General features: G+C 70.9%; 20 protein-coding genes and 2 tRNA genes. 11 read left to right on the top strand and 11 right to left on the bottom strand.

Annotation, left to right across the window (positions count from 1 at the left end):
- Positions 1-233: hypothetical protein (locus tag QZ588_RS12225; RefSeq protein WP_295543109.1), on the bottom strand; the 233-nt coding region annotated here is incomplete at its 3' end.
- A gap of 621 nt (positions 234-854) precedes the next feature.
- Here QZ588_RS12225 and QZ588_RS12220 point away from each other — a divergent pair.
- The gene (locus tag QZ588_RS12220; protein ID WP_295543107.1) at positions 855-1,046 is read left to right on the top strand and encodes a hypothetical protein; all 192 of its coding nucleotides are present in this window, start codon (positions 855-857) and stop codon (positions 1,044-1,046) included.
- A 111-nt stretch (positions 1,047-1,157) separates the two neighbouring features.
- On the opposite strand, the gene QZ588_RS12215 is transcribed toward QZ588_RS12220, so the two are convergent.
- From QZ588_RS12215 to QZ588_RS12205, 3 genes are all read right to left on the bottom strand, one after another.
- Positions 1,158-1,823, bottom strand: a complete 666-nt coding sequence (locus QZ588_RS12215) for a GDSL-type esterase/lipase family protein (protein ID WP_295543106.1) — start codon at positions 1,821-1,823, stop codon at positions 1,158-1,160.
- A 97-nt stretch (positions 1,824-1,920) separates the two neighbouring features.
- Positions 1,921-2,005: transfer RNA gene (locus QZ588_RS12210), tRNA-Leu, on the bottom strand.
- A gap of 221 nt (positions 2,006-2,226) precedes the next feature.
- A tRNA-Cys gene (locus QZ588_RS12205) sits at positions 2,227-2,300 on the bottom strand.
- Between the two features lie 433 nt (positions 2,301-2,733).
- Here QZ588_RS12205 and rplU point away from each other — a divergent pair.
- The 7 genes from rplU to QZ588_RS12170 all read left to right on the top strand — a co-directional run bounded on the left by rplU (position 2,734) and on the right by QZ588_RS12170 (position 7,837).
- Complete coding sequence (gene rplU / locus QZ588_RS12200; protein WP_295543105.1) at positions 2,734-3,051, top strand: 50S ribosomal protein L21; 318 nt, start codon at positions 2,734-2,736, stop codon at positions 3,049-3,051.
- Positions 3,052-3,105: 54 nt separating this feature from the next.
- On the top strand, positions 3,106-3,372 hold the full coding sequence (gene rpmA, locus QZ588_RS12195; RefSeq protein WP_295543103.1) for a 50S ribosomal protein L27: 267 nt from the start codon (positions 3,106-3,108) through the stop codon (positions 3,370-3,372).
- A 378-nt stretch (positions 3,373-3,750) separates the two neighbouring features.
- Positions 3,751-4,827 (top strand): Obg family GTPase CgtA, encoded by a 1,077-nt coding sequence (cgtA, locus tag QZ588_RS12190; protein WP_366929563.1) that lies wholly within the window; start codon positions 3,751-3,753, stop codon positions 4,825-4,827.
- A gap of 86 nt (positions 4,828-4,913) precedes the next feature.
- Positions 4,914-6,038, top strand: a complete 1,125-nt coding sequence (gene proB, locus QZ588_RS12185; RefSeq protein ID WP_295543099.1) for a glutamate 5-kinase — start codon at positions 4,914-4,916, stop codon at positions 6,036-6,038.
- A gap of 92 nt (positions 6,039-6,130) precedes the next feature.
- Complete coding sequence (locus tag QZ588_RS12180; protein WP_295543098.1) at positions 6,131-6,799, top strand: protein-L-isoaspartate O-methyltransferase; 669 nt, start codon at positions 6,131-6,133, stop codon at positions 6,797-6,799.
- Between the two features lie 10 nt (positions 6,800-6,809).
- Positions 6,810-7,133 carry a rhodanese-like domain-containing protein gene (locus tag QZ588_RS12175; protein WP_295543097.1) on the top strand — a complete coding sequence of 108 codons (324 nt, stop codon included), beginning with the start codon at positions 6,810-6,812 and terminating at the stop codon, positions 7,131-7,133.
- Between the two features lie 125 nt (positions 7,134-7,258).
- On the top strand, positions 7,259-7,837 hold the full coding sequence (locus QZ588_RS12170; protein ID WP_295543096.1) for a hydrolase: 579 nt from the start codon (positions 7,259-7,261) through the stop codon (positions 7,835-7,837).
- Here QZ588_RS12170 and waaA read toward each other — a convergent pair.
- Positions 7,830-9,128, bottom strand: coding sequence for a lipid IV(A) 3-deoxy-D-manno-octulosonic acid transferase (gene waaA / locus QZ588_RS12165; protein WP_295543095.1), 1,299 nt, complete (start codon positions 9,126-9,128; stop codon positions 7,830-7,832). The genes QZ588_RS12170 and waaA overlap by 8 nt on opposite strands.
- A 308-nt stretch (positions 9,129-9,436) precedes the next feature.
- The gene (locus QZ588_RS12160) at positions 9,437-10,969 is read right to left on the bottom strand and encodes a hypothetical protein (RefSeq protein WP_295543094.1); all 1,533 of its coding nucleotides are present in this window, start codon (positions 10,967-10,969) and stop codon (positions 9,437-9,439) included.
- A gap of 196 nt (positions 10,970-11,165) precedes the next feature.
- Between QZ588_RS12160 and QZ588_RS12155 the strand changes: the two genes are divergently transcribed.
- Positions 11,166-12,326: a glycosyltransferase gene (locus QZ588_RS12155; RefSeq protein WP_295543093.1), complete on the top strand. Its 1,161-nt coding sequence runs from the start codon at positions 11,166-11,168 to the stop codon at positions 12,324-12,326.
- A 10-nt stretch (positions 12,327-12,336) separates the two neighbouring features.
- Here QZ588_RS12155 and QZ588_RS12150 read toward each other — a convergent pair whose 3' ends face one another.
- From QZ588_RS12150 to QZ588_RS12130, 5 genes are read right to left on the bottom strand one after another with little or no spacing between them, the layout of a single operon-like run.
- Positions 12,337-13,764 (bottom strand): glycosyltransferase family 39 protein, encoded by a 1,428-nt coding sequence (locus QZ588_RS12150; protein WP_295543091.1) that lies wholly within the window; start codon positions 13,762-13,764, stop codon positions 12,337-12,339.
- Positions 13,765-13,788: 24 nt separating this feature from the next.
- Positions 13,789-14,994, bottom strand: coding sequence for a glycosyltransferase (locus QZ588_RS12145; RefSeq protein ID WP_295543089.1), 1,206 nt, complete (start codon positions 14,992-14,994; stop codon positions 13,789-13,791).
- Entirely contained in the window at positions 14,991-16,073 is a 1,083-nt protein-coding gene (waaF, locus tag QZ588_RS12140) for a lipopolysaccharide heptosyltransferase II (protein WP_295543087.1), read from the bottom strand. The genes QZ588_RS12145 and waaF overlap by 4 nt, the downstream gene beginning before the upstream one ends.
- The gene (locus QZ588_RS12135) at positions 16,070-17,182 is read right to left on the bottom strand and encodes a glycosyltransferase (RefSeq protein WP_295543085.1); all 1,113 of its coding nucleotides are present in this window, start codon (positions 17,180-17,182) and stop codon (positions 16,070-16,072) included. Before QZ588_RS12135 ends, waaF begins: the two co-directional genes overlap by 4 nt.
- Entirely contained in the window at positions 17,182-18,459 is a 1,278-nt protein-coding gene (locus QZ588_RS12130; protein WP_295543083.1) for an O-antigen ligase family protein, read from the bottom strand. The genes QZ588_RS12135 and QZ588_RS12130 overlap by 1 nt, the downstream gene beginning before the upstream one ends.
- 272 nt (positions 18,460-18,731) lie before the next feature.
- Between QZ588_RS12130 and asnB the strand changes: the two genes are divergently transcribed.
- Complete coding sequence (gene asnB / locus QZ588_RS12125) at positions 18,732-20,564, top strand: asparagine synthase (glutamine-hydrolyzing) (protein ID WP_295543081.1); 1,833 nt, start codon at positions 18,732-18,734, stop codon at positions 20,562-20,564.
- 10 nt (positions 20,565-20,574) lie between these two features.
- Entirely contained in the window at positions 20,575-21,699 is a 1,125-nt protein-coding gene (locus QZ588_RS12120) for a glycosyltransferase (protein WP_295543080.1), read from the top strand.
- The last annotated feature ends 43 nt before the right edge of the window (positions 21,700-21,742 follow it).

Genomic DNA, 21,742 nt, shown 5'->3' with positions numbered 1-21,742 from the left:
GCCCGCTGTTCGACGGTTTGGATGAAGGCGGTCTTGCCGTCGCCGGCGTTGCCCGTGAGGATGGTGAGGCGCATCTCACCGGCCAGCAGCGCAGGAATCAGCTCGCGATCCAGCCGGGTGCTGGCGTAGGTCGCCTTGGCCAACGCCGATTCGAGGCCGCGGGTCAGTCCGTTACCGGCTTCGGCTTGGCTGTAGAACTGGAGAAATGCGTCGAGATGCTTGTTGTGTCCCATTGCTGCGATCCGTGTCCGTGGGCTTTGACCCCTAGGCCCGATGGCCGGGCCTGCGATGGTCGCAGATTCGGATGCTCGGCGGCAAACGCCTGACAGGACATGCGCCCGACGCTACGCATTCAGCTGGGCAAGGCTGGCTCCTGCGGCTGGCGTCTGGACGTCGACTGGAGCAGCGTATGCGCGACAATCCCAACTGAATCCTCGATCTGCCCAGCCGCGCGTTATCGCATACAGGCGCAGGTCGGCGAGGCTGCTGCCTAGCTGCACGCAGCCCGCTAAGCAGCAGAGCGACTTCAACGTGATCGGGCGGCGATGGGCGACGAGGTAAACGACTGACTCCGCCTCAACTTCCATTGCCGAATGGGTCGGTGGCCGACGGCCCCGAGCCTCAGGCATGCGTGTCTGGACCCAAGTTCCCCAGGAACAGTTGCCCCCGGTTCGTGCGCCAGCGTCACGAACTGCATCGCCGGTGAGTGGTTGCCGTTAACGCGCACTTGGTACTGGCAGATGTCAGCAACAGGGGAGACAGGATGCCCCGCCCAACAGCGCTGAGCCCGGCAAAGATCGGAGCCTGGCACCTTTGCTCGCTACCAGGACCTCCTCGCCCAAGGCGGCGGCCTTATGGCCGACGGCGCCGTGCCCCCGCTGGTGCCCATCTTGCTGTACAACGGCGCGTCGCGCTGGAGCGCCGCCGTGGAGCTGGCCGAGCTGATCGCGCACGCGCCGGGCAGGCTCGATACCTACCGCTCAAGCTCCACGGACCGCCACTTCATGCAAGTGGGCGTTCAGATCCTGCTGGGAGCCCCGGCATGATCCCCAAGGACTGCAAACGCCTTGCCGGCTTGCGCCCGCGGCTTGCCAAGCCCGCGGCTGAACCAGTCGCGGAGTGCCCGCAAGCGTTGCAGACCTGCCCACGGGCCGCGTCTATTGCAATGCCCCCCGCGCCCGCAGCAGGGCGGCCAGCCGCTCGGCGATGAAGGCATAGCCGACGGCGTTCGGGTGCACGCCGTCGGCCTTGAGGCTCACATCCGACAACACGTCCGTGATGACGCGTGGCTCGATGACCAGGTCCAGTTCACGCGCCAGCTCGGAGTAGGTCGGGTGCGGATTCAGCCCGAGGCCCAGGGTCGGCACCGCGAGCAGGACGACCCTTGCACCGGCGGCGCGGGCGGTCTCGACCATGGCGTGGAGGTTGGCGCGGATCGCGTCGGCGCCGTTGCGGCGCAGGATGTCGTTGCCGCCGTGGCAGAGCAGCACCAGGTCGGGCTGGTGCTCGGCAAGGACGTCCGGCAGCCGCGCGCGGCCTTGGGCGCTCAGCTCGCCGGCGATGCCGGCGTTGATGACGGTGAGACCGGTCATTGCCGCGAGCCGGCTCGGGTAGTCCTCGCCGGGCTTGGCGCCCTTGCCGGCGGTGAGGCTGTCGCCGAAGGCGAGGACGATTGCGTCGTCCGGCAGGACGGGCAGCTGCGGGCCGCCGCCGCAGGCGGTGAGGGCGGCCAGCAGATAGACCGCGAGCGGCAACGCCAGCCGACGCAGCGGCGTGCGCGGTCGGGAGCCGGGTTCGGGTTGGGCTCGGAAACTGGGCATCATGGCGCGGCGTCGATGGAGGGACTGTTGTGCGGTCCCGACGAGCTCTGAAGTGCACACAGGAGCTTGCACCGGGCCGGGCGCAGGGGCACGCGATAAGTGGTGCCCGGGGCGGGACTCGAACCCGCATGGCCGAAGCCGAGGGATTTTAAGTCCCTTGTGTCTACCAATTTCACCACCCGGGCGGGCGGCGGGGAGGGTGCCGAATGGAAGGGGCAGCCGATGCCTGCGGGAACCTGCTTGGGACTGCTGTGGTTGGGGCGGGCTGGCGGCGGCTTGCTGCCGGCGCGCCCGTTGCTGGGCGCCAGCCTGGGTGGCCAGCGGATCAGCTGGCGGACCGGGCCGCGACCCGGGCCGCGAACGGCCGGCGCTGCGGGTCGGCCGCCGCAACGGCCCTTGGGGGAGTTGGAGGCTGAGGTCGGAATCGAACCGGCGTCCACGGCTTTGCAGGCCGCTGCATAACCACTCTGCCACTCAGCCGAAGCCCTTAAGTATAGCGAGCATAGGGTGGCTTGTCATGCCTCGCGTGAGCCGCACATCAAAACCGCACGGGGTGCAAGCCGCCGATCGCCGCTACGGGCAGCCAGTGGCGACGGCATCTGCGCGGTGGCCAGTTGGGCAGGCGCCCAACGATGGCGCCCAGCGATGACGCCCGGCGACACGCGCCAAAAGCTTGACGATAGCGACGAGCCCCCGTCATACTGGTGAGTCTTGAGCGGTAGCCGGACCCGCCCACCAACGGCGAGGCGCTGCCCCGATCGCGCCGCTTGCGGGCGCTGCGCGTTCAGGTCAGGCCTTGTCAGGCCGGGCGCTACAGTCTCATCCCGCTTGCATCCAGACTCACCACACCAGGTCGACGGGCGCGATCCGGCGCCCCAACGCTCATTGCGCCATTTGCAGGGTAACAGGACTTATGTACGCAGTCATCGAAACAGGCGGTAAGCAGTACCGCGTCGCCGAGGGCGACAAGCTGCGCGTCGAGAAGCTCGACGCCGAGGCCGGCGCCACCGTCGACCTGGATCGGGTGCTGATGATCGCCGATGGCGTCGAGGTGAAGGTGGGCAAGCCCTTCATCGAGGGCACCAAGGTCACCGCTGAGATCGCCGGTCACGGCCGGGCAGACAAGATCAAGATCATCAAATTCCGTCGGCGCAAGCATCACATGAAGCGCCAGGGCCACCGCCAGTGGTTCACGGAGCTTAAGATCACCGGCATCGCCGCCGGCGGCTGAAACCAACGCTGAGCGCCGTACACCAAGGCGAGCAGCGGCACGAGGACTCAACCCATGGCACATAAAAAGGCAGGCGGCAGTTCCCGCAACGGCCGCGATTCAGAATCCAAACGCCTCGGCGTCAAGCGCTTCGGCGGCGAGCGCGTTTCCGCCGGCAGCATCCTGGTGCGCCAGCGTGGTACCCGGTTCCACAACGGCACCGGCGTGGGCTGCGGTCGCGACCACACCCTGTTTGCACTCAAAGACGGCGAAGTTCGCTTCGAGGTCAAGGGCCCGCGCAACCGCCGCTACGTGAGCATCATCGCGCCGGCGCAGGCCTGATCTCACCGGGCTGATCCCAACCGGCTGAACCGAAGCGGGACCGCTCCGCAGCCGAAGCCGCCGGCCCTGGTGTTTCCGCACTCCAGTGCCCTTCTTCGCATCGGGCTGCACGTGAGCGCGCAGGCGGCTGGGGTAGTCTGAGGGACGCCGATCCCGGCGTTGGGGCGAGTCACCGGTGTCGGACGTTGACGTCGGCGGTGGTCTCCATGGTGACCGCGCTCAGCGCGTGCTGCCCGGCGTCTCACCGGCGCCCCAAACCCTGCGCCACCAGGGCCCGTCCATGGCATGGACGCCCACACCGCCGGCACCCGATCCTGCGAGCCCCGCCCTGCGGGGCTTGTGCCGTTCCGGGCGCCCGGCCGCACCGAGATACTCCGTGTGAAATTCGTCGACGAAGCCACAATCCGCGTCGAGGCCGGCAACGGCGGCGATGGCTGCGTGAGCTTTCGGCGTGAGAAGTTCATTCCGAAAGGCGGCCCGGACGGCGGCGACGGCGGCGACGGCGGCAGCGTTTACCTGGTGGGCGATGCCAACCTGAACACGCTCGTGGACTTCCGCCACCAGCGTCGCCATCGCGCCGAGCACGGGCGCCCCGGCATGGGGCGTAACCGCACCGGTGCCGCCGGCGCCGACGCCGAGGTGCGGGTGCCGCTCGGCACCCGCGTGCGCGACGCCGACACGGACGAGGTCATGGGCGAGTTGCTGGAGCACGACGCGCGGCTCCTGGTGGCCGCCGGCGGCTTCCATGGCATCGGCAATGCGCGCTTCAAGTCCAGCACCAACCGCACGCCGCGGCAGTTCACGCCGGGCAAGCCGGGCGAGCGCCGTGAGCTGCGGCTGGAGTTGTTGCTACTGGCGGATGTCGGGCTGCTCGGCATGCCCAACGCCGGCAAGTCGAGCCTGATCCGTGCGCTCTCGAGTGCCCGGCCCAAGGTGGCGGACTATCCCTTCACGACGCTGTACCCAAACCTGGGTGTCGTCAGCGTCGGCCCCAAGCGCAGCTTCGTCGTCGCCGACATTCCGGGCCTGATCGCCGGTGCCGCCGGCGGCGCGGGTCTCGGCACGCACTTCCTCAAGCATCTGGCGCGCACCCGGCTGCTGCTGCACCTGGTGGATGTGGCGCCGGCCGATCCCGCAATGACACCGGCGGACGCCGTTCGTACCCTGGCCGCCGAGCTTGAGGCCTTTGATCCGGCGCTCGCCGCCAGGGAGCGCTGGCTGGTGCTGAACAAGACCGATCTGCTGGATGCCGAAACCCTCGCCGAGCGGCGGGCCGACCTGGTGCGCGCCCTGGCGTGGCAGGGGCCGGTGTACGCCATTTCCGCGCACACCGGTGCCGGTACCACCGAGCTGGCGCGGGCGTTGATGGACAGGCTCGAGGCCCTGCCCCATCCGCTGCGGGCCAGCACGGCCGCTCCGGCGGCGGCCGAGGCCGACTGGCATCCACTGGACTGATGACCTCTCGCGGCATGCACCCGGCGAGCCGGCCCGGATGGGGCCGACGACCCGGCCCGGCCTGATCCATCTCAAGACCCCACACCATGGCCCACCGTCCGCAGATCCCCGCCACCCGGCGCTGGGTGGTCAAGATCGGCAGCGCACTGCTGACCCGCGACGGCGCCGGGCTGGATGCGGCGATCCTCGGGCCCTGGATCAGCCAGATGGCCGCGCAGCGCGCCGCCGGCCGCGAGCTGGTGCTGGTGTCCTCCGGCGCCGTCGCCCAGGGTATGGCCCGTATGGGCTGGCGCCGGCGTCCCCAGGCCCTGCACGAGCTCCAGGCCGCGGCGGCCATCGGCCAGATGGGCCTGATCCGCGCCTACGAAGCCGGCTTCTCCCGCCACGGCCTGCACACGGCCCAGGTGCTGCTGACCCGGGACGATCTCATCGACCGCAAGCGCTACCTCAACGCCCGCAGCACCCTGCGCACCCTGCTGGCCATCGGCGTGGTGCCGGTGGTGAACGAAAACGACACCGTCGCCACCGACGAGCTTCGCTTCGGCGACAACGATACCCTGGCGGCCCTGGTGGCCAACCTGCTCGAGGCAGACCTGCTGATTTTGCTCACCGATCAGGATGGCCTCTTCTCCGCGAATCCGCGCATCGATCCCGCGGCCCGGCTCATCGATGCGGCGCAGGTGGACGACCCACAGTTGGATGCGGCCGCCGGCGGCAGCAGCGGTGGCGTCGGCACCGGCGGCATGGTCACCAAGCTACGTGCGGCTCGGCTGGCGGCGCGCTCCGGCTGCGCCACTGTCATCGCCCCCGGGCGGCGCGCGGAGTGTCTGACGCGGATTGCCGAAGGCGGGCAGATGGGCAGCCTGCTGGTGCCGGCCCAGGGGCCCCAGGCGGCGCGCAAGCGCTGGCTGGCGGGACATCTCAGCGTCAGCGGCCGCCTGGTGCTCGACGACGGCGCCGTGCGCGCGCTGCGCGACGGCGGCCGCAGCCTGCTGGCGGTGGGCGTGACGGCGGTCTACGGCCACTTTGCCCGCGGCGAAGTGGTCGCCTGCGTGGACCGGGGCGGCCGGGAGGTGGCCCGCGGGCTGGTCAACTACGACGCCCAGGACGCCATCCGCATCAAAGGCCTGCCGAGTGGCGCCTTCGAGGGTGTGCTGGGATTCGTCGACGATGACGAGCTGATCCACCGGGATAACCTGGTGCTCATGTGACGCGCCGCCGGTGCTTGCCGATGGCGTCCAAAAACCGTAGCCTCCCCAGGTTCCATTCCCTTTCGATCCAGGGGCCTTTCTCGGAGATCCGCATGACCTCGCCCGCCGAACTCGCCCGCTACAACATGATCGAGCAGCAGGTACGCCCGTGGAACGTGCTCGATGCGCGTGTGCTGCACGTCCTCGGCGAGCTGCCGCGGGAGGCCTTCGTGCCGGATGCCTATCGGGCGCTGGCGTATGCGGACGTGGACATCCCCATCGGCACCGACACCTGCATGCTCGCGCCCAAGGTGGTGGGGCGAATGCTGCAGGCCCTGCAGGTGCGCGACGGCGAGAAGGTGCTGGAAATCGGCCCCGGCACCGGTTACATCACGGCCTGCCTGGCGCGTCTGGGCGGACGCGTGCTCGGCGTCGAGATCGACCCTGACCTCGCCGCCGGCGCCCGGGAGCGCCTCAAGGCCATGCAACTGCATCGGGTGGAGGTGGACACCGCCGACGCCATGGCTGGCCCATTGGACAGCGGCCCCTTCGACGTCATCGCCGTCACCGGCTCGGTGCCCACCGAGGAGCCCATCCCCATGCTCGCCCAGCAGCTGCGCCCCGGCGGGCGGCTGTTCGTTGTCGTCGGCGAAGACCCGGTGATGGAAGCACGGCTCGAAACCCGCATCGGCGGCATCGGCGACCTGCGCCGCGAGAACTTGTTCGAGACCTCGGTGCCGGCGTTGAAAAACGTCCCCCAGCCCGAGCGCTTCGTCTTCTGAGGGGGCCGTCATGGTACGTCAGGTCAACCCCGCCGAGCTGGCTGCGCTCCTGAGCAGCGACACGCCGGCGCCGCTGCTGCTCGACGTCCGCGAGCCCTGGGAGCTCGACATCTGCCGGCTCGAGGGCGCCGCACATATCCCGATGCGCCACATCCCCGACGCCCTCGCCGAGCTGGACCCGCAGCGCCCGGTGGTGGTGATCTGCCACCACGGCATCCGCAGCCAGCAGGTGGCCCTGTACCTGGAGCATCAGGGCTTCGGGCAGGTGCTGAATCTGCGCGGCGGCATCGATGCCTGGGCGCATGATATCGACCGCGACATGGCCACCTACTAACGTTGGTCAGGATGGGCTGTGCCCGGCATCGAGCGCTTGTCGGGGCACGCGGCAGTGGGTTCGGGTCTATCATCTCCCAAGCCTCGGCACAGACCGGGCGCAACCACACGAGCGAGGTCATCGTCATGAGCATTCACCAGGCCGCCATGCCGCTGTGCAACGCCGGCTTCTCGCAGCTGTTGATCATCGATGCCCAGGAAAGCCTGGCCGCGGTCATGCCAAAGGACGAGCTCGCGGTCACGGTGGCCAACATCAACCGCCTGGTGCGGGCGGCGGGCATCCTGGGCGTGCCCATCATCTCCACCGAGCAATACCCGAAAGGCCTCGGCCGCACCATCGACGCCGTCCGCGAGCATCTGCCCGACAGCGCCGCGCCGACGGAAAAGACCTGCTTTTCCTGTTGCACCGCCGCCGGCTTCGAGCGTGCACTCACCGCGCAGCCGGAGCGCAAGCAGGTGGTGCTGATGGGCATGGAGGCCCACATCTGCATCGTGCAGACGGCCTCGGGGCTGCAACGCTGGGGCTACCAGGTGTTCGTGGTGGCGGATGCCATCTGCTCGCGACACCCGGCGAATCGCCACAATGCCCTCGAGCGCATGCGCCACAGCGGCATCCATGTCACCAACACCGAGTCCGTGGCCTTCGAGTGGCTTGGAGATTCCGCCAACCCGCACTTCCGCGAAGTCTCGCGGATGTTCAAGTAGCCGCGTCGCCGTCCGCTCCTACCCGGCAGTCGCCGGCCAGGCAGGCGTCCACGATGGCCGTCACCCGAGCCAGGGCACCGCGGTTGTCATCGATCACGCGCCGGCCCTGCTCGCCCACCCGGGTGCGCTCGGCGGCGTCCGTGAGCCAGCGCGTCAGCATCTTCGCCAGGGCGTCGGCGTCCGCCACCTGCGCCAGCGCACCGCGCTCGCGCAGCAGCCGGGCGATCTCCGTGAAGTTGAAGGTATGCGGCCCCGCCAGCACCGGCAGTCCCGCCGCGGCCGGCTCCAGCAGGTTATGCCCGCCGGTGGGCACCAGGCTGCCGCCGACGAAGGCCACGTCGGCGGCGGCGAAGAACACCGCCAGCTCACCCATGCTGTCGCCAAGATAAACGGCCACCTCCCTCGGGCAGGGCTCCCGCAGGCTGCGCCGGGCCAGCCCGAAGCCGGCACGCCGGGTGAGCGCCGCCACCCGCTCGAAACGCTCCGGATGCCGCGGCACCAACACCAGCAGGGCCGCGGGCAGCGCGGCACGCACGGCCGCATGGGCGGCCAGCACCTGCTCCTCCTCGCCCTCGCGGGTGCTCGCGGCCACCCACACCGGGCGGTCGTTGCCCCAGGTGCGCCGCAGCGCCTCCGCCCGATCGGTGACACTCGCCGGGAGCTGGACATCGAACTTGATGCTGCCGGTGACGACGATGCGCGCCGGGGCCACACCCAGCGCCCGGAAACGCTCGGCATCCGCCGGCCCCTGAGCCGTGATGCGGGAGAACCGGCCCAGGGTCTCGGCGCTGAAGCCCGCGACTCGGGCGTAACCGCGCGCCGAGCGCTCGGACAGGCGCGCGTTCACCAGCACGGCCGGGATAGCGCGCTCGGCACAGGCGGCGAGCATGTTGGGCCAGACCTCCGTCTCCATCACCAACACCAGCCGCGGCGAGACCCGCCCCAGAAAGCGCGCCATGATGCCCGGCAGATCGAAGGGCGTGTAGCGGTGCTGGACCGCATCGCCGAGCAGCGCCCGCAGCCGGGCGGCGCCCGTGGGCGTGGTGGTGGTCACCAGCACGCGCAGGTCTTGGCGCAGCAGATGGCGCAGCAGCGCCAGCGCCGCCTGCACCTCGCCGACGGAAACCGCATGCACCCAGACATCGGCCGGCGCCGGCGGCGTCGGCGCCAGGGCCAGACGCTCGCGCCAACGCTCACGGTAGGCCGGCGCCCGGACTGAGCGCCAGAGCAGGCGCAGCAGGGCGAGCGGAATCAGCAGCGCGACCAGAACTGTGTAGAGTCGACGCAGCAACGCGGGCGCTCTCGCGACATTTCAGTGGGTGTGGTGGTGCGGCCTAGGGCCGTGCCAGACCACGGATTTGGCGCAATGCTGGCGCAGCTTTGGCGCGAGCCTGAGTGGGTTGGGGGGGCGACCGGCGCGAGGCACGACGGCGCGGCTGCGTTCGCCAAGCCGACGGGGATGCCGCCATTGCACCTTCAGCGGCCCCCGCGCAGCCCGCAGGGCCCACGCGCCGGAGACGACCGATGAGGGGCGGAAGCATCGGGACAGCACCCGGCGGGCGCCGCCCCCGCCCCGATCAAGCGGCATCGGCGCCCCGATCAGAGGGCGGTGGCGCTGGCTTCCGCGCCGGTGCCAGCGGGTGCCGGCACGGCGGATGTGCCCGCCGGTGCCGGCTCTGGCAACAACGCCGCCGGCATCGCCTTGGCGAGGGTGCCCTCGGCGATGGCGGCGTCGATCCAGGGCTGGTGCAGGGCCAGCAGGCTCCACACCATCACCACACCCACCGGCCAGGCCAGCAGGGCCGCCGGCCGGGATGGACGAAAGCGCATCACGGCCCACAGCCAGATCACGGTCAGCAGCGCGGCGGTCACATAGACCGCCGGCTGCCACTCAAAGCCCTGGTCCGTGGGCAGATAGTTGCCCAGGCCGTTCACCGGCAGGGGCTCGCCCTGGTACAGGAGCCACACCCAGGCCACCCACAGCACTGCGGCGATGGCGCCGAACAGCAGTGCCGAGAGCCAATGCACCGGCCAGACGAACCAGCGCGGCAAGCGCTGCACACCGCCGGCACCGATGACCGCCAGGGGCACCAGCAGGCCCAGGGCCGCCACCGGACTCAACGCATCGGAGAGCACCAGGAGGCCCCAGCCGAGGACCGCCACCACCAGGGCCGCGCGAAAACCGGGGAAGCCGAAAAGCGCGCCCGGGCGCAGCACCAGCGTGAGCGCCGCCAACAGCCACGCCGGGAAGGCCATGACCAGGAACAGCCACAGCCACTGCAGCTGTACCGAGGGGTTGCCCAGATCGATGCCGGCGATGTAGCTGTTGAGCGTATTGGCGGCGAGCCAGGTCTGGTACAGATCACCGCCGCGCTGCTGCAGCAGCAAGGGCCAGACCAGGAGCCAGGGCAGGGAGAAGACGACGGCGACGATGATGCCGCGCAGGTAGCGCCCGAAACGGGCGATCCCCAGGAACGGCAGCAGCAATGCGGCAATGCCGAGCACAAGAGGCCCGAACAGCCCGTGTGCCAGGAAGGCGATGCCGACGCCGGTGCCGAGCCAGAGTCCGCCCCAGAACACCCGGCGCGGCCACAGTGCCATGCCGTAGAGCCCCATGGCGATGCCGGCCATGAGGCCGGTCTCGGGCAGCATGTCGTGGCCATACCAGACGACGCCGAGGCTGCTGATCAGCACCAGCACGGCGGCGGCGCCCGCCGCCGGCAGGGGCGAGTCATCGCCGGAGCGCCAGGCGGCGCGTGCGAACAGTGCCGTGAACAGGAGCGTGACGGCCAGGAACACGCCGCTCGCCACGCGGGCGGCCTGGGACGCGGGCAGATATTCCCCGAGCGCCCGGGCCAAGGCCGCGCCGGTCATGTAGTACAGCGGCGGCGTGTCCAGCACGGGTGTGCCGTCCGCCTGCGGCACCAGGTAATCACCGCTGTCGATGATGCTTTGCACGGCAGCAAGCGAGCGTGCCTCGCCCGCCGTCCAGGGCTCGTGTCCCACCAGCCCGGATGCGACGAAGGCACCCGCCAGCAAGAGGGTCAGGAACCAGAGCCAGGAACGCTTCTGTTTGGGGGGATTGGCCGCGGCTGCATCCACCTCGGCGGTCTCTGTCGCTGTCTTTGCCATCTCGAAATCCTCACTGCCCGCGCGGGATGGACTATAGCACAATGGCCCCACTGCTCAGCGTGGCAGCCGCCGCTATTGTACCGGTCTCGGGCCGCCAGCGGCGCGCGACATTGCCGCTGTCAGCTGTCTCGGATCAGCAGGCATCCACATTCACACCACGCCCGCACCGCCGGGGGCAAACGCCAACCGCACCACCATGCACCAGCCCGCCCCGCGCATCACCGTGCTCGCGTCCTTCTCCGGCGCCGGTGGCGTCGAGCGTATGCTCGTGAATCTGCTGCACGGGCTGACGGCGCTCGGCCGCGACGTGGACTTGCTCACCATCCGCACCACCAGCCCGCACCTCGATGACCTGCCACCGGCGGTGCGCCGCATCGACCTCGGCGCCCGCCACAGCCTGGGCGCCGCCGGTGCCCTGGCCCGCCATCTGCGCGCGCAGCGGCCGCCGGTGCTGCTGGCGGCCAAGGACCGCGCCGGCCGCGCGGCGGTGCTCGCCCGGCGGCTCGCCGGCGTGCCCACGCCCATCGTCATGCGCCTGGGCACGAACTTGAGCGCGGCGCTGGCGGGGCGCCACCCCCTCGCGCGCCGGCTGCGGGCGGCGACGGTGCGCCGCAGCTGGCGGCACATCGAGCATATCGTGGCGGTCTCCGCCGGTGTCGCCAGCGACACCGCCGCCGTCGCGCACTATCCACCGGCGCGCATCAGCGTGATCCGCAACCCGGTCATCACGCCTCAGCTCAGCGCACAAGCGGCCCTGCCCTGCCCGCACCCCTGGCTCACCGCCGCCGCCCAGCACACGGCACCCGTGATTCTCGGCGCCGGCCGTCTGGAGCGCCAGAAGGACTTCCCGACCCTGCTGCGGGCGTTTGCGCAGTTGCGCGCCACACGGCCCTGCCGGCTGGTACTGCTCGGCGACGGTGCCTGGCGCGCGCGCCTCCTGGCGGCGGCCGAAGCCCTGGGCGTCGCCGCTGACCTGGATCTGCCCGGCTTCCAGGCGAACCCTTACCCCTTCCTCGCCAACGCCCGGCTGTTCGTGCTCTCCTCGGCCTGGGAGGGCTCCCCCAACGTGCTCACCGAGGCGATGGCCCTGGGAACGCCGGTGGTGGCCACCGACTGCCCGAGCGGACCCCGGGAAATCCTCGCAGACGGGCGCTTCGGCCCGCTGGTGCAGGTCGGCGATGCGGCGGCCATGGCCGAGGCCATGGCGCGCGTGCTCGCCGACCCGCCGCCGTCGGCGACGCTGCGCGGCGCCGTCTCGCGCTATCGCGCCGATGTCAGCGCGGCGGCCTACGCCGGGGTGCTGGACGCGGTCGCCGCCGGGCGCTGCCCACCGCCGGCACCCGCGCCTGGCCGCTGACCCGCCGGCGTCAGCGCCGGGAGGCGGGCACCAGCGCCCAGTCGAGGGTCATGGTCTGGGCCGGCAGGTGATACAGGGGCGCCTCCGCCCGATGCACCCTGAGCGCCGCCAGCCCCAGGTCGGCGGCGAGCCAACGGCGGAAGGGGGTGTCCGCCGTCGCCAGCCGCTCCCCCACCAGCAGCCAGTCTCCGCCCGGCAGCCGCTCGGGGAAGAAGCTGCGCTGGGACATGACCACGGCGTTTGGAAAGGCCAGGCGCAGATTACCCGCCAGGGGATCGCTCTCCGCCAGCACCAGCGCCGGGCGTGCCCCCGCCGCCTGCATCTGCGCCGCAAGCGCTTGGTACGGGGCGTTGAGGCGCGACGGGCGCTGGGGATCCGCCCACAGGGCCTGCCCCGGCAGCGCCACGGATACGCCCGCCAGCACCACCAGGGCCAGCGCCCCCCAGGCCCGGCCGCCGCGACCGCCGGGGGCGAGGTGACAGGCCAGCAGCAGTGGTGCGTAGAACACCATGGGCTGCAGCCAGTGCTCTTTGATATCGCGGGCGCCGCTGGCCAGCAGCAGCACCACGGCGAGCACGAGCACCGCACCGGCGGTGCGCCACAGCAGCCGGCAGCCCGGCAGGGCCTGTGCCGGAACCGCGACCCGGCGCAACAGTAACGCCGAGATCAGCATCAGCGGGCCGAGTATCGCACCCAGGCCCGCCGCCAGGTCCAGCAGCGTCGCCCAGCCCACGCCGGCGCTCATTTGTAGCTTCTGGAAGCCCTCGCCCGCCGCCGCCGGCGCACCCAGCGCCCAGCGCCCATGGGGCGCAAAGACCGCCGCCGCCAGGGCCAGGGCGGCGACGAAGCGCCAGCTCAGCATGACCCGCCGCCAGGCGGGCAGCGTCGCCGCCGCCGCGAGCAGCCCCAGCGCGAAGAAGCCAAAGTTGTACTTGCTGAGCATGCCCAGGCCCAGCAAGAGCCCGAGGCCGAGGTAGCCGGGCCAATGCGGGCGCCGGGGCAGCCGTAGCATCGCCACCAGGGTCCAGGCGGCGACCGCCACCACCAGCACGGTGTGGGTGAAATTGCGCTGATCTTCCCACACGATTTGCGGGATCAGCGCGAGCCCCAGCACCGCCACCCATTGCTGCGCCGGCGGCAGGCCGAGCGCCCGGGCGGCGACGGCCACGCCGGTGACGAGCAGGGTCAGCAACAGCGCCTTGAGTGCCAGCAGCGCCGGCAGGCTCGGCCCCGTCAGCGCGAACAGCGCCTGCACCAGCCAGGTGTAGAGCGGCGGCTGGCTGTTGTAGCCCAGCGCCGGGAACTGACTCAGGATGAGCTGTTCGGCGTGGTCCCACTCCGCCGTCGGCGTCACCAGCCCCAGCAGGAGCGCATTCAGGCCGAAATAGCCGAGCGCCGCGGCGGCTATGGCCGGGGTGGCGCGGGTTTTCGCCGGCATGGGCATGGCGCTGCCGAACGGGGCTCAGGCGCCCGCAACGCTGGTCGCAGGCGCCGCGCCCGCCAGCAATTCACGGTAGACGGCGAGATTGCCCGCGACCATGCGCGCGACGGAAAACTCGCGTGCCACCAGGGCCCGGCCGGCGGCGCCCATGCGCCGGCGCAGGCCCGCATTCGCCAACAGCGCCAGGATCGCCGCCCTGAGCGCGGCCACGTCCCCCGCGGGCACCAGACGGCCGTTCTCGCCGTCGTGCACCGCTTCCGGGATGCCGCCGACGCGGCTGGCGATGATGGGCACACCGGCGGCGGAGGCCTGCAGCAGCGAGACGCCGAGGCCCTCCAGCGTCGCCGGATGCACCAGGAGATCCATACAGGGCAACAGTCGCGGCAGATCTTCGCGGTAGCCCATGAGGCGCACATGCGCGGCGAGTCCGTCGCGGTCGATGCGCTCCTGCAGCGGGCCGGCCAGCGGCCCCTTGCCGAAGAAGAGCACCTGCACATCCGGCAGGGCGGCCAGGATGTCGGGCAGCGCCTGTAGCAGGAAGCGGTGACCCTTACGCTCGATGAGCTGGGCCACGACGGCGATGACGGGGCCCGGAGCAGGACCGCGCCCGGAGCCAGACGGGGCGCCAGACGGCGAGCCAGACGGGGAGCCGGCACTGGGACCGCGATCGGGGCCGGGCGCGGCGGCGTCGAGACCACCGAGCACACCGGCGAGCGTCGCGCCATCGCAGCCGCCCGTGTAGGGCCTGGCATCCACCGCACTGCGCACCACCCGCAGCTTGGCCTCCGCCATCCCCGTCGCCCGCAGCACCCGGGCGATGCCCTCGGAGATGGCGATGACGCGATCGTGCAGCCCATACTTGGCCGCCGCCAGCCAGCGCGGCTCCGGATTGTCCACGCGCCGCGTATGCACCACGGGGATGCCGGCGCGCCTGGCGGCGATCGCGCCCATCACGTCCGCGCCGATGCGGCTGTGCAGATGCACCAGGTCTGGCTGAGCCGTACGGATGACCCGACCCAGGCGCGCGATGATGCCCACATCCAGATCGCCGCCCATGGGGATCTCGTGCACCTGCGCGAAGGCCGCCGCGTGCCGGGCCAGGGCGCAGCCGGGCCGGCAGGCCAGATGGCTGTCGACGCCGCATCCGGCGAGCCCCTCCAGCAGGTAGAGCACTTGCTGCGCACCGCCGTAGAGCTCGGCGCCGCCCTCCACGTGCAGCACCTTCACCAGCCCACCCCCGGCAGCGCCCGCAGGGCCGCCATGACCTCGTCCACGCTGATATCGCGCATGCAGTCGAAGCGCCCATCACAGGTGGGCCGGCGCCGGCAGGGCGCGCAGGCCCGCGGATGGTAGAGCACCCGGGCGTCTGGCCGGGCGGTGTCGGTGTATGGCAGCGTCGCGCCGAACAGCAGCAGCGTCGGGCGCCGGCGGGCGATGCCCATGTGTCCCAGGCCCGTGTCCACCGCCACCACGGCCCGGCTGCGGTCGATGACCGCGGCGGCCTCCAGCAGGCTCGTGCGCCCGGCGAGATTGACCGCGGCCCCGCCGGAGGCCGCGGCGATCTCAGCGCCGGCTTCGACGTCATCGGCGCCCCCGAGCAGCACCGCAGGCCATCCGGTGGCCGCCTGCAGCCGCAACGCGAGCGCCGCCCAACGCGCCGCGAGCCAGTGTTTCTGCGGGCGGGTGGTGAAGGGACAGAAGACGAAGCACCCCGCCGCCGCGCCCGCCGCCGCCAACAGATCGGCGGCGGCGACCGCGTCTTCAGCGCCGACATGCACGACCATCTCGAAGGCGTCCGCCGGCAGCCCGAGCATGTGCGCGAGATGCAGATACTCCGAGCCGATGCGCGTGCGTTGTGCCGCCGGCTCCCGCGGCAGCACTCGGGTCAGCAAAAACCGGCTCCCCTCCCGGCTGCCGAGCCCGATGCGGGTCGGTGCCGCCGAGAGCCGCGCCGGCAGCGCGCTCTTGAGCAGCCCCTGCAGGTCCACCGCGAGGTCGAAGCGGCGGGCGCGCAGATCGCGGCGCAACCGGCGCAGCTCCGCCGCCAGCGCCGGCAGCCGGCGCTCGCGCCACAGCGTGCGCAGCGCCGGGCCGGGCCAGACGATAACCTCGTCCAGATCGGGGTGATGGCGCAGCAGGGGCGCACAGGCGGGCGCCGCGAGCCAGGCCAGGTGAGCCTGGGGATAGGCCCGGCGGAAGGCGGCGGCCAGCGGCGAGGCGAAGATCACATCGCCGATGGCGCTGAGGCGTACCAGCAGGACCCGCTTGGGTGCTGCCGTGAGAACCGGCTCCGCCTGCTGTATCAAGCGGAACCTCCAGCCGCACCGCCGACGATGGCGCGAAAGAAATCGAGATAGCCCGCGGCTGAGGCCGCGACACGATACGGTGCCGCGGCGGCACGCAGCCGCTTCGGCGGCGTCGGATCCCGCAGCAGGTGCTCGATGGCGGCGGCCAGCGCCGGCGCATCGCCCACGGGACTCAGTGGGCCCAACCGGCCGTCTTCGAGCAGCTCGCTGACCCCGCCCGGGCAGGCGGTCGCAGCCACCGGGGTGCCCACGGCCATGGCCTCCACCAAGACATTGCCGAGTCCCTCGCGCCGCGAGGACACCACCAGCGCCGAGGCGTGTGCCAGATAGGGGAAGGGATCCGCCACGAAGCCCGGCATCGCCACGCGCTCGGCGATGCCGAGACGACCGGCGAGCGCGATGAGCCTGCGGCGCTCGCGGCCTTCGCCCAAGAGCATCAGGCGCGCATTCAAATCCGCCGGCAGCAGCGCGAAGGCGCGCAGCAGGGTCGGGAAGTCCTTGACCTTCCGCAACCCGCCCACCGCCAGCACCACCGGCGGACCGCCGAGCTCGAGCCAGGCATGGGGCGCCCGCGCGCCGATGCGCCGGTCCAGATCGGCGGGGATCACCGGATTCGGCAGCACGCATAGCGGCACGCCGGTGATACCGAGTCGGTGGCTGAGATCATCGGCGACGGCGTGTGACACCGCCGTGATGCCATCGAGACGCTGATACTCCCGCCGCACCCGTAAGCGCTGACGCCAGGTGTGCAGCGGATTGAAGCGCTTGGCGGCGAGGCTCACCGATAGCGGCGTGCCGACGGTGGCCACCACCCGGAGGCCCCGGCCGAGCGCCTCCCGGGCGGCGAGCGCCGCCCGATCGTCGGTCAGCTTGCCGGTGAGCACCAGGGCCGGCGGCCGGGATCGCAATGCGGTGATGAGGGCGGGCGCGCCGACTCCGAGCGGCACCACCCGTACTTGCGCCGGCAATTCCCAGAGATACGCATGCTCGACGCGTCCGACCAATAAATCCACGTCGCAGCCGAGCTCCGCGAGGCCGCCGGCGAGTGCGGTCATCACCCGCTCGACGCCGCCGTCACCGAAGGCGCTTACTGCCAGCGCGACGTGCATCAGCGCGGCCCGTGGGCATCGGCGGAGCGCCCGGCGAATAGGCCGACGCTCAGCGCAGCACCGGCGAGCAAGGCCCAGTAGGCCCGCCAGACTTGTTGCATGGCGTGGAAATCGAACAAGCTCCAGAGCATCAGGTAAACCAAGGCCAGCGCCAGGAAACGTGTCACATCGGCGTCGATCCGCCGTGCCCGCCGCGCCTGGAAGACCGAGCGCAGCAACAGCCAGAACAGCCCGAGCCAAAACAACAGTCCGAGCAGTCCGAGCTGTACCAGCACCTCGAGGTAGGTGTTGTGCAAGTGCTTCAGGGGGCCATACCCGATCACCATCAGGCTCGGGTCGTCGCTGGCGGCGAGCAGCGCCCTGGCCGCCCCCGGCCCCCAGCCGAGCCAGGGCTGCGACAGCCAAGCGTGCAGCCCGAAGCGCTGGGCATGCCAGCGCTGGCTTAAGGACGACTCTGGTGCGTAGTCGATATCGCCGGCGAGCATGGCCTGCACACTCCCCCACTCCGCTGCGAACCGCTCGGCCATGGGGCCGGCGTAGAGCAGCAGCAACACCACGATGATCCCGGTCACCGGCAATGTCCACCGCGGCGGCGCCTGCGAGGCCGACGTGCGCGCCGTCCAGAGCAGTCCGAGGGCGAGCGTCAGCACCAGCGCGAGCCAGGCGCCCCGCGAGAGGCTGAGCAGGAAACCTTGCGCCACCAACAGCAGCGCCAGCCACCAAAGCCCGAGCCACAGGGCTCGGGGCCCGCGAGCACGCCACCAGCGCTGGCGCAGCATCACGAGGCCCAGCAGGGCCGTACCGCTGAATAGCGCTGCCACATTCGCCGGGAAGCCGAACCCGGGACGCCTCTCGACGAATGCCCCGGTGTCGGTGAAAAGCAGCGCCCAGTCCAGGCGCCACAACGCGCCCAGAATGAGCCCGACGAGGGCGAGTCCAAGCAGACGCAGCAAGCGCGCCTGATCCCCGGCGAGCACATAGGCCACGGGCACGAACACGAGGAGCTGCGCCCATTGCGCGGCGGCCTCCATACGCACCGCCGGGGTGCCGCCGGGGTAGTCACCGACAACCCCCAGCACCAGCACGTAGCCCACGAATACCACCGCGAGCACCACGCCGGCAGAGAGCGGCCAGAGCGGGCGTCGCGCCAGCGCTAACAAGAACGTGAGCACGACGAGCCCGAGCCCCACGGAGACACCCGCGGGTGCGGAAAACAAAGACAGTGCGGTGACATCGAGTCCCAAGCGCCGCAGACGCTCGATCCAGGCTTGCAGCACGAGGTTTCCGGTTGCGTTGCGTGGGGCGATGGCTGATGCAGCCGTGTGAAAAGCTCAAGCGCAGTGGCACGGTGCGGCGAATCCGTCGCGCCTGCCAGGGCACATCGCCGATGGTAACAGAGGACCGCACGCGACAGACCTGCCAGCGCTGCGTTGGTGCCGACAACCCGCGCATGGCAAGATTGCGCCGCACTGTACAGCGCACTGACCCGAGCCATACAGCCTTAAGCTCCCGTGCATTCCTATCCATACCACCGATCGCATCTGTCGCCATGTGCGGCATAGCGGGCTTCATCCGTGCCGATGGCGCGCCACCCGAGCCTGACCAGCTCGCAGCCATGCGCGCACGACTCGCGCATCGGGGTCCGGATGACCAGGGCACGGTCGTGCTCGGACCCGTCGGGCTCGCCCAAACCCGGCTGTCCATCATCGGCCTGGAGAGCGGTCACCAGCCCATGCTGAGCGATGACGGTCAATGGGCTTTGGTCGCCAACGGCGAGATCTACAATTATCCGGAGCTGGATGCGACATTGGCCCGGGCGATGCCGGCGCCCGCCCGCGGCTCGGACTCCGCCACCATCCTGCACGCCTACGCGGTGCACGGCGCCGAGGCCGTCGCGCACTTGCGCGGCATGTACGCCTTTGCGCTCTATGACCACGGCGAGCGCCGGTTGCTGCTGGTGCGCGATCGGCTCGGCATCAAGCCACTGTTCTACATCCGTCTGCCGGACCGCGTCGCCTTCGCCTCGGAGCTGAAGGCCCTGTTGCCGCTGCTGCCCGCACAGCCCGAGGTGCATGCCCCGGCGTTGCGGCAGTTTCTGCTGCAACAGTTCAGCACCGGCAGGGAGACCATCATCGCCGGCATCGAGCGCGTGCTGCCCGGCGAAATGCTCAGCATCGATGCGGATTTGCGCATTGCCCACCACCGCTACTGGTCGCCGCGCGAGGCGCTCGTGCCGGCGCCCCTCGACGCCGAAGACGCGGCGCAGGCACTCGATGCGTTACTGGACCAGGTGATGCGCGAGCACATGCGTGCCGATGTGCCCTATGGGCTGTTCCTGTCCGGCGGACTGGATTCGGCCACCCTCGCCGCGGCGCTGGCGGAGCATGGCGCCGGGCGCATCCGCAGCTTCTCGGTGGGCTGGCGCGGCACCCGCATGGCGGACGAGCTGGACGGCGCGCGGCGCATCGCCGACTGGTTCGGCTTTGAGCATCACGCCCTGACGCTCGAGCCCGCCCAGGTCTTCGCACGGCTGCCGCACAGCGTCTGGGCGGCGGATGACCTGATGCGGGACTATGCCTGCCTGCCCACCTCGGTGCTGGCGCAAACCGCGGCGACATCGCTGAAGGTGGTCTTCTCCGGCGAAGGCGGCGACGAGGTCTTCGCCGGCTATCGCCGCTACCGGCCGGCGGCCTTCGAGCGCCTCGGCAAGGGCCTGCTGTTCCCCGGCAGCGGCGGCTTTCGCACCCGCCCACAATGGTCGCCGCACTGGATTCGGCGCCTGTTCGGCGCGCGCCTGCGGGCCCTGCCCGGCCGCAGTCGCCAGCCGTTCGTGGATGCCTGGCAGTCGGCGCCGCCGGCGTGGACCGACCTCCAGCGTCGCCAATACACGGATCTTGTCACGGCGCTGCCGGACAACCTGCTGGTGAAGACCGACCGCATGCTCATGGCCTTCGGTCTGGAGGGCCGGGTGCCGCTGCTCGACCACCGCCTGGTGGCCTTCGGGCTGGCGCTGCCGGACGGCCTCAAGCGCCGCGGCCGCACCGGGAAATGGCTGCTGCGGCGCTGGGCCGCACCGCGGCTGCCGGCGGGGCACCTGGACCGGCCCAAGCGCGGCTTCCATGTGCCGGTGGCGGATTGGCTGAACGGCGACAATGCCGCGCGGATCGGTCCCCTGCTGCAGCGCCACCGGGGTGTCCGCGAGTGGTTCGATAGCGATGCGATACCGGCGCTGGTGGCGGCGCGGCGGGCCGGCCGCGGCGGCGAGCGGGAACTGTTCGGCCTGCTGCAGTTCGCCATCTGGTATGGGCTCTTCGTCGAGGGCGCCCCCGCAAGGCCGCGGCCGGACGAAGACGTGCTCGACTGGATCGCTGACGCCGGTTGAGGACCGCCCGATGGACACCACGCGCATCGCATGCCTCTTCTCTACCTCTGGACACAGCGGCGTCGACCGGCTCGCGCAGCACCTGCTGCCGGCGCTCGCCCATCGCGGCTATCGCGTGGATCTGCTCAAGGTACGCCGGCACGGGCCGGATCTGGCTGCTGCCGCGGCCGACTTGGCCCATCTCGATATCATCGACCTCGGCAACCGCCACACCTACGGCTGTGTGCCCGCCATCGCCCGGTATCTGCGCCGAAAGCGACCGCAGGTCATGCTGTCCGACAAAGACCGAGTCAACCGTATCGCCTTGCTCGCGAGAGCCGTGGCGGGCACGCCAACACGGTTGTATCTGCGCTCTGGCACCACGCTGTCGGTGGACCTGGCCAGCCGGAGCGCTCTACAGCGTCGTATCCAGCGCTGGTCGGTCGCCCGACTTTATCGCCATGCGGCGGGTGTGCTGGTGCCGAGCCAGGGCGCGGCCGCGGACCTCACAACTTTCGCGGGGCTCGATCCGGCGCTGGTCCAAGTGGTACCGACGCCCGTGGTGGCCTCCAGTGTGCTGAGCGCGCCACCGAAGGCGCCGGCGCATCCTTGGTTCCATGACCCGGCGGCACCATTGATCCTGGGCGTAGGCGAGCTGAGTCCGCGTAAGGATTTCGCCACATTGCTGCGAGGCTTCGCCCTGCTGCGCACCCGGCGGCGCTGTCGACTCATGCTTCTGGGCGACGGCGGCGAGCGCGAGGCATTACTGGCACAGGCCGCGGCGTTGGGGATCAGCGATGACCTGGCACTGCCCGGCTTCGTGCCGCGGCCCTACGCCGAAATCGCCCACGCGGACCTCTTTGCACTGACCTCCCGCTGGGAAGGCATGCCGCTCGTGCTAGTGGAGGCGCTGGCGTTAGGCACGCCGGTAGTGGCCACCGATTGCCCGAGCGGCCCCCGGGAACTCCTCGCTGACGGCCGCCACGGTCGGCTGGTTCCCTTGGGCGATGCCACCGCATTGGCAGCGGCGATGGCGGCCACGCTGGAAGCGCCGCCCTCTGCAGATGCCCTGCGTGCGGTGGCCAGGCCCTACACCATCGAGGCCGCCACCACCGCCTATCTGGCGGCGATGGGGTTGCCGTCCTCGCCACGCTGAGGCCAACCGTTCACTGATGCCTTAATGAGCAGGCATTCGTCCG

It is taken from the genome of uncultured Thiohalocapsa sp. (genome assembly GCF_913062725.1).
Lineage (GTDB): Bacteria > Pseudomonadota > Gammaproteobacteria > Chromatiales > Chromatiaceae > Thiohalocapsa.
The sequence above is the reverse complement of the archived record's forward strand: the minus strand, read 5'-3'. Positions and strand labels throughout refer to the sequence as shown.

What these genes read in the sequence shown, in the direction of transcription:
- proB (WP_295543099.1), top strand. Translation starts at nt 4,914, where the DNA reads ATGGCCCACCGTCCGCAGATCCCCGCCACCCGGCGCTGGGTGGTCAAG.
- QZ588_RS12160 (WP_295543094.1), bottom strand. Translation starts at nt 10,969, where the DNA reads ATGGCAAAGACAGCGACAGAGACCGCCGAGGTGGATGCAGCCGCGGCC.
- QZ588_RS12170 (WP_295543096.1), top strand. Translation starts at nt 7,259, where the DNA reads ATGAGCATTCACCAGGCCGCCATGCCGCTGTGCAACGCCGGCTTCTCG.
- QZ588_RS12180 (WP_295543098.1), top strand. Translation starts at nt 6,131, where the DNA reads ATGACCTCGCCCGCCGAACTCGCCCGCTACAACATGATCGAGCAGCAG.
- rpmA (WP_295543103.1), top strand. Translation starts at nt 3,106, where the DNA reads ATGGCACATAAAAAGGCAGGCGGCAGTTCCCGCAACGGCCGCGATTCA.
- rplU (WP_295543105.1), top strand. Translation starts at nt 2,734, where the DNA reads ATGTACGCAGTCATCGAAACAGGCGGTAAGCAGTACCGCGTCGCCGAG.
- QZ588_RS12175 (WP_295543097.1), top strand. Translation starts at nt 6,810, where the DNA reads ATGGTACGTCAGGTCAACCCCGCCGAGCTGGCTGCGCTCCTGAGCAGC.
- QZ588_RS12120 (WP_295543080.1), top strand. Translation starts at nt 20,575, where the DNA reads ATGGACACCACGCGCATCGCATGCCTCTTCTCTACCTCTGGACACAGC.
- QZ588_RS12220 (WP_295543107.1), top strand. Translation starts at nt 855, where the DNA reads ATGGCCGACGGCGCCGTGCCCCCGCTGGTGCCCATCTTGCTGTACAAC.
- QZ588_RS12155 (WP_295543093.1), top strand. Translation starts at nt 11,166, where the DNA reads ATGCACCAGCCCGCCCCGCGCATCACCGTGCTCGCGTCCTTCTCCGGC.
- QZ588_RS12150 (WP_295543091.1), bottom strand. Translation starts at nt 13,764, where the DNA reads ATGCCGGCGAAAACCCGCGCCACCCCGGCCATAGCCGCCGCGGCGCTC.
- QZ588_RS12135 (WP_295543085.1), bottom strand. Translation starts at nt 17,182, where the DNA reads ATGCACGTCGCGCTGGCAGTAAGCGCCTTCGGTGACGGCGGCGTCGAG.
- QZ588_RS12215 (WP_295543106.1), bottom strand. Translation starts at nt 1,823, where the DNA reads ATGATGCCCAGTTTCCGAGCCCAACCCGAACCCGGCTCCCGACCGCGC.
- asnB (WP_295543081.1), top strand. Translation starts at nt 18,732, where the DNA reads ATGTGCGGCATAGCGGGCTTCATCCGTGCCGATGGCGCGCCACCCGAG.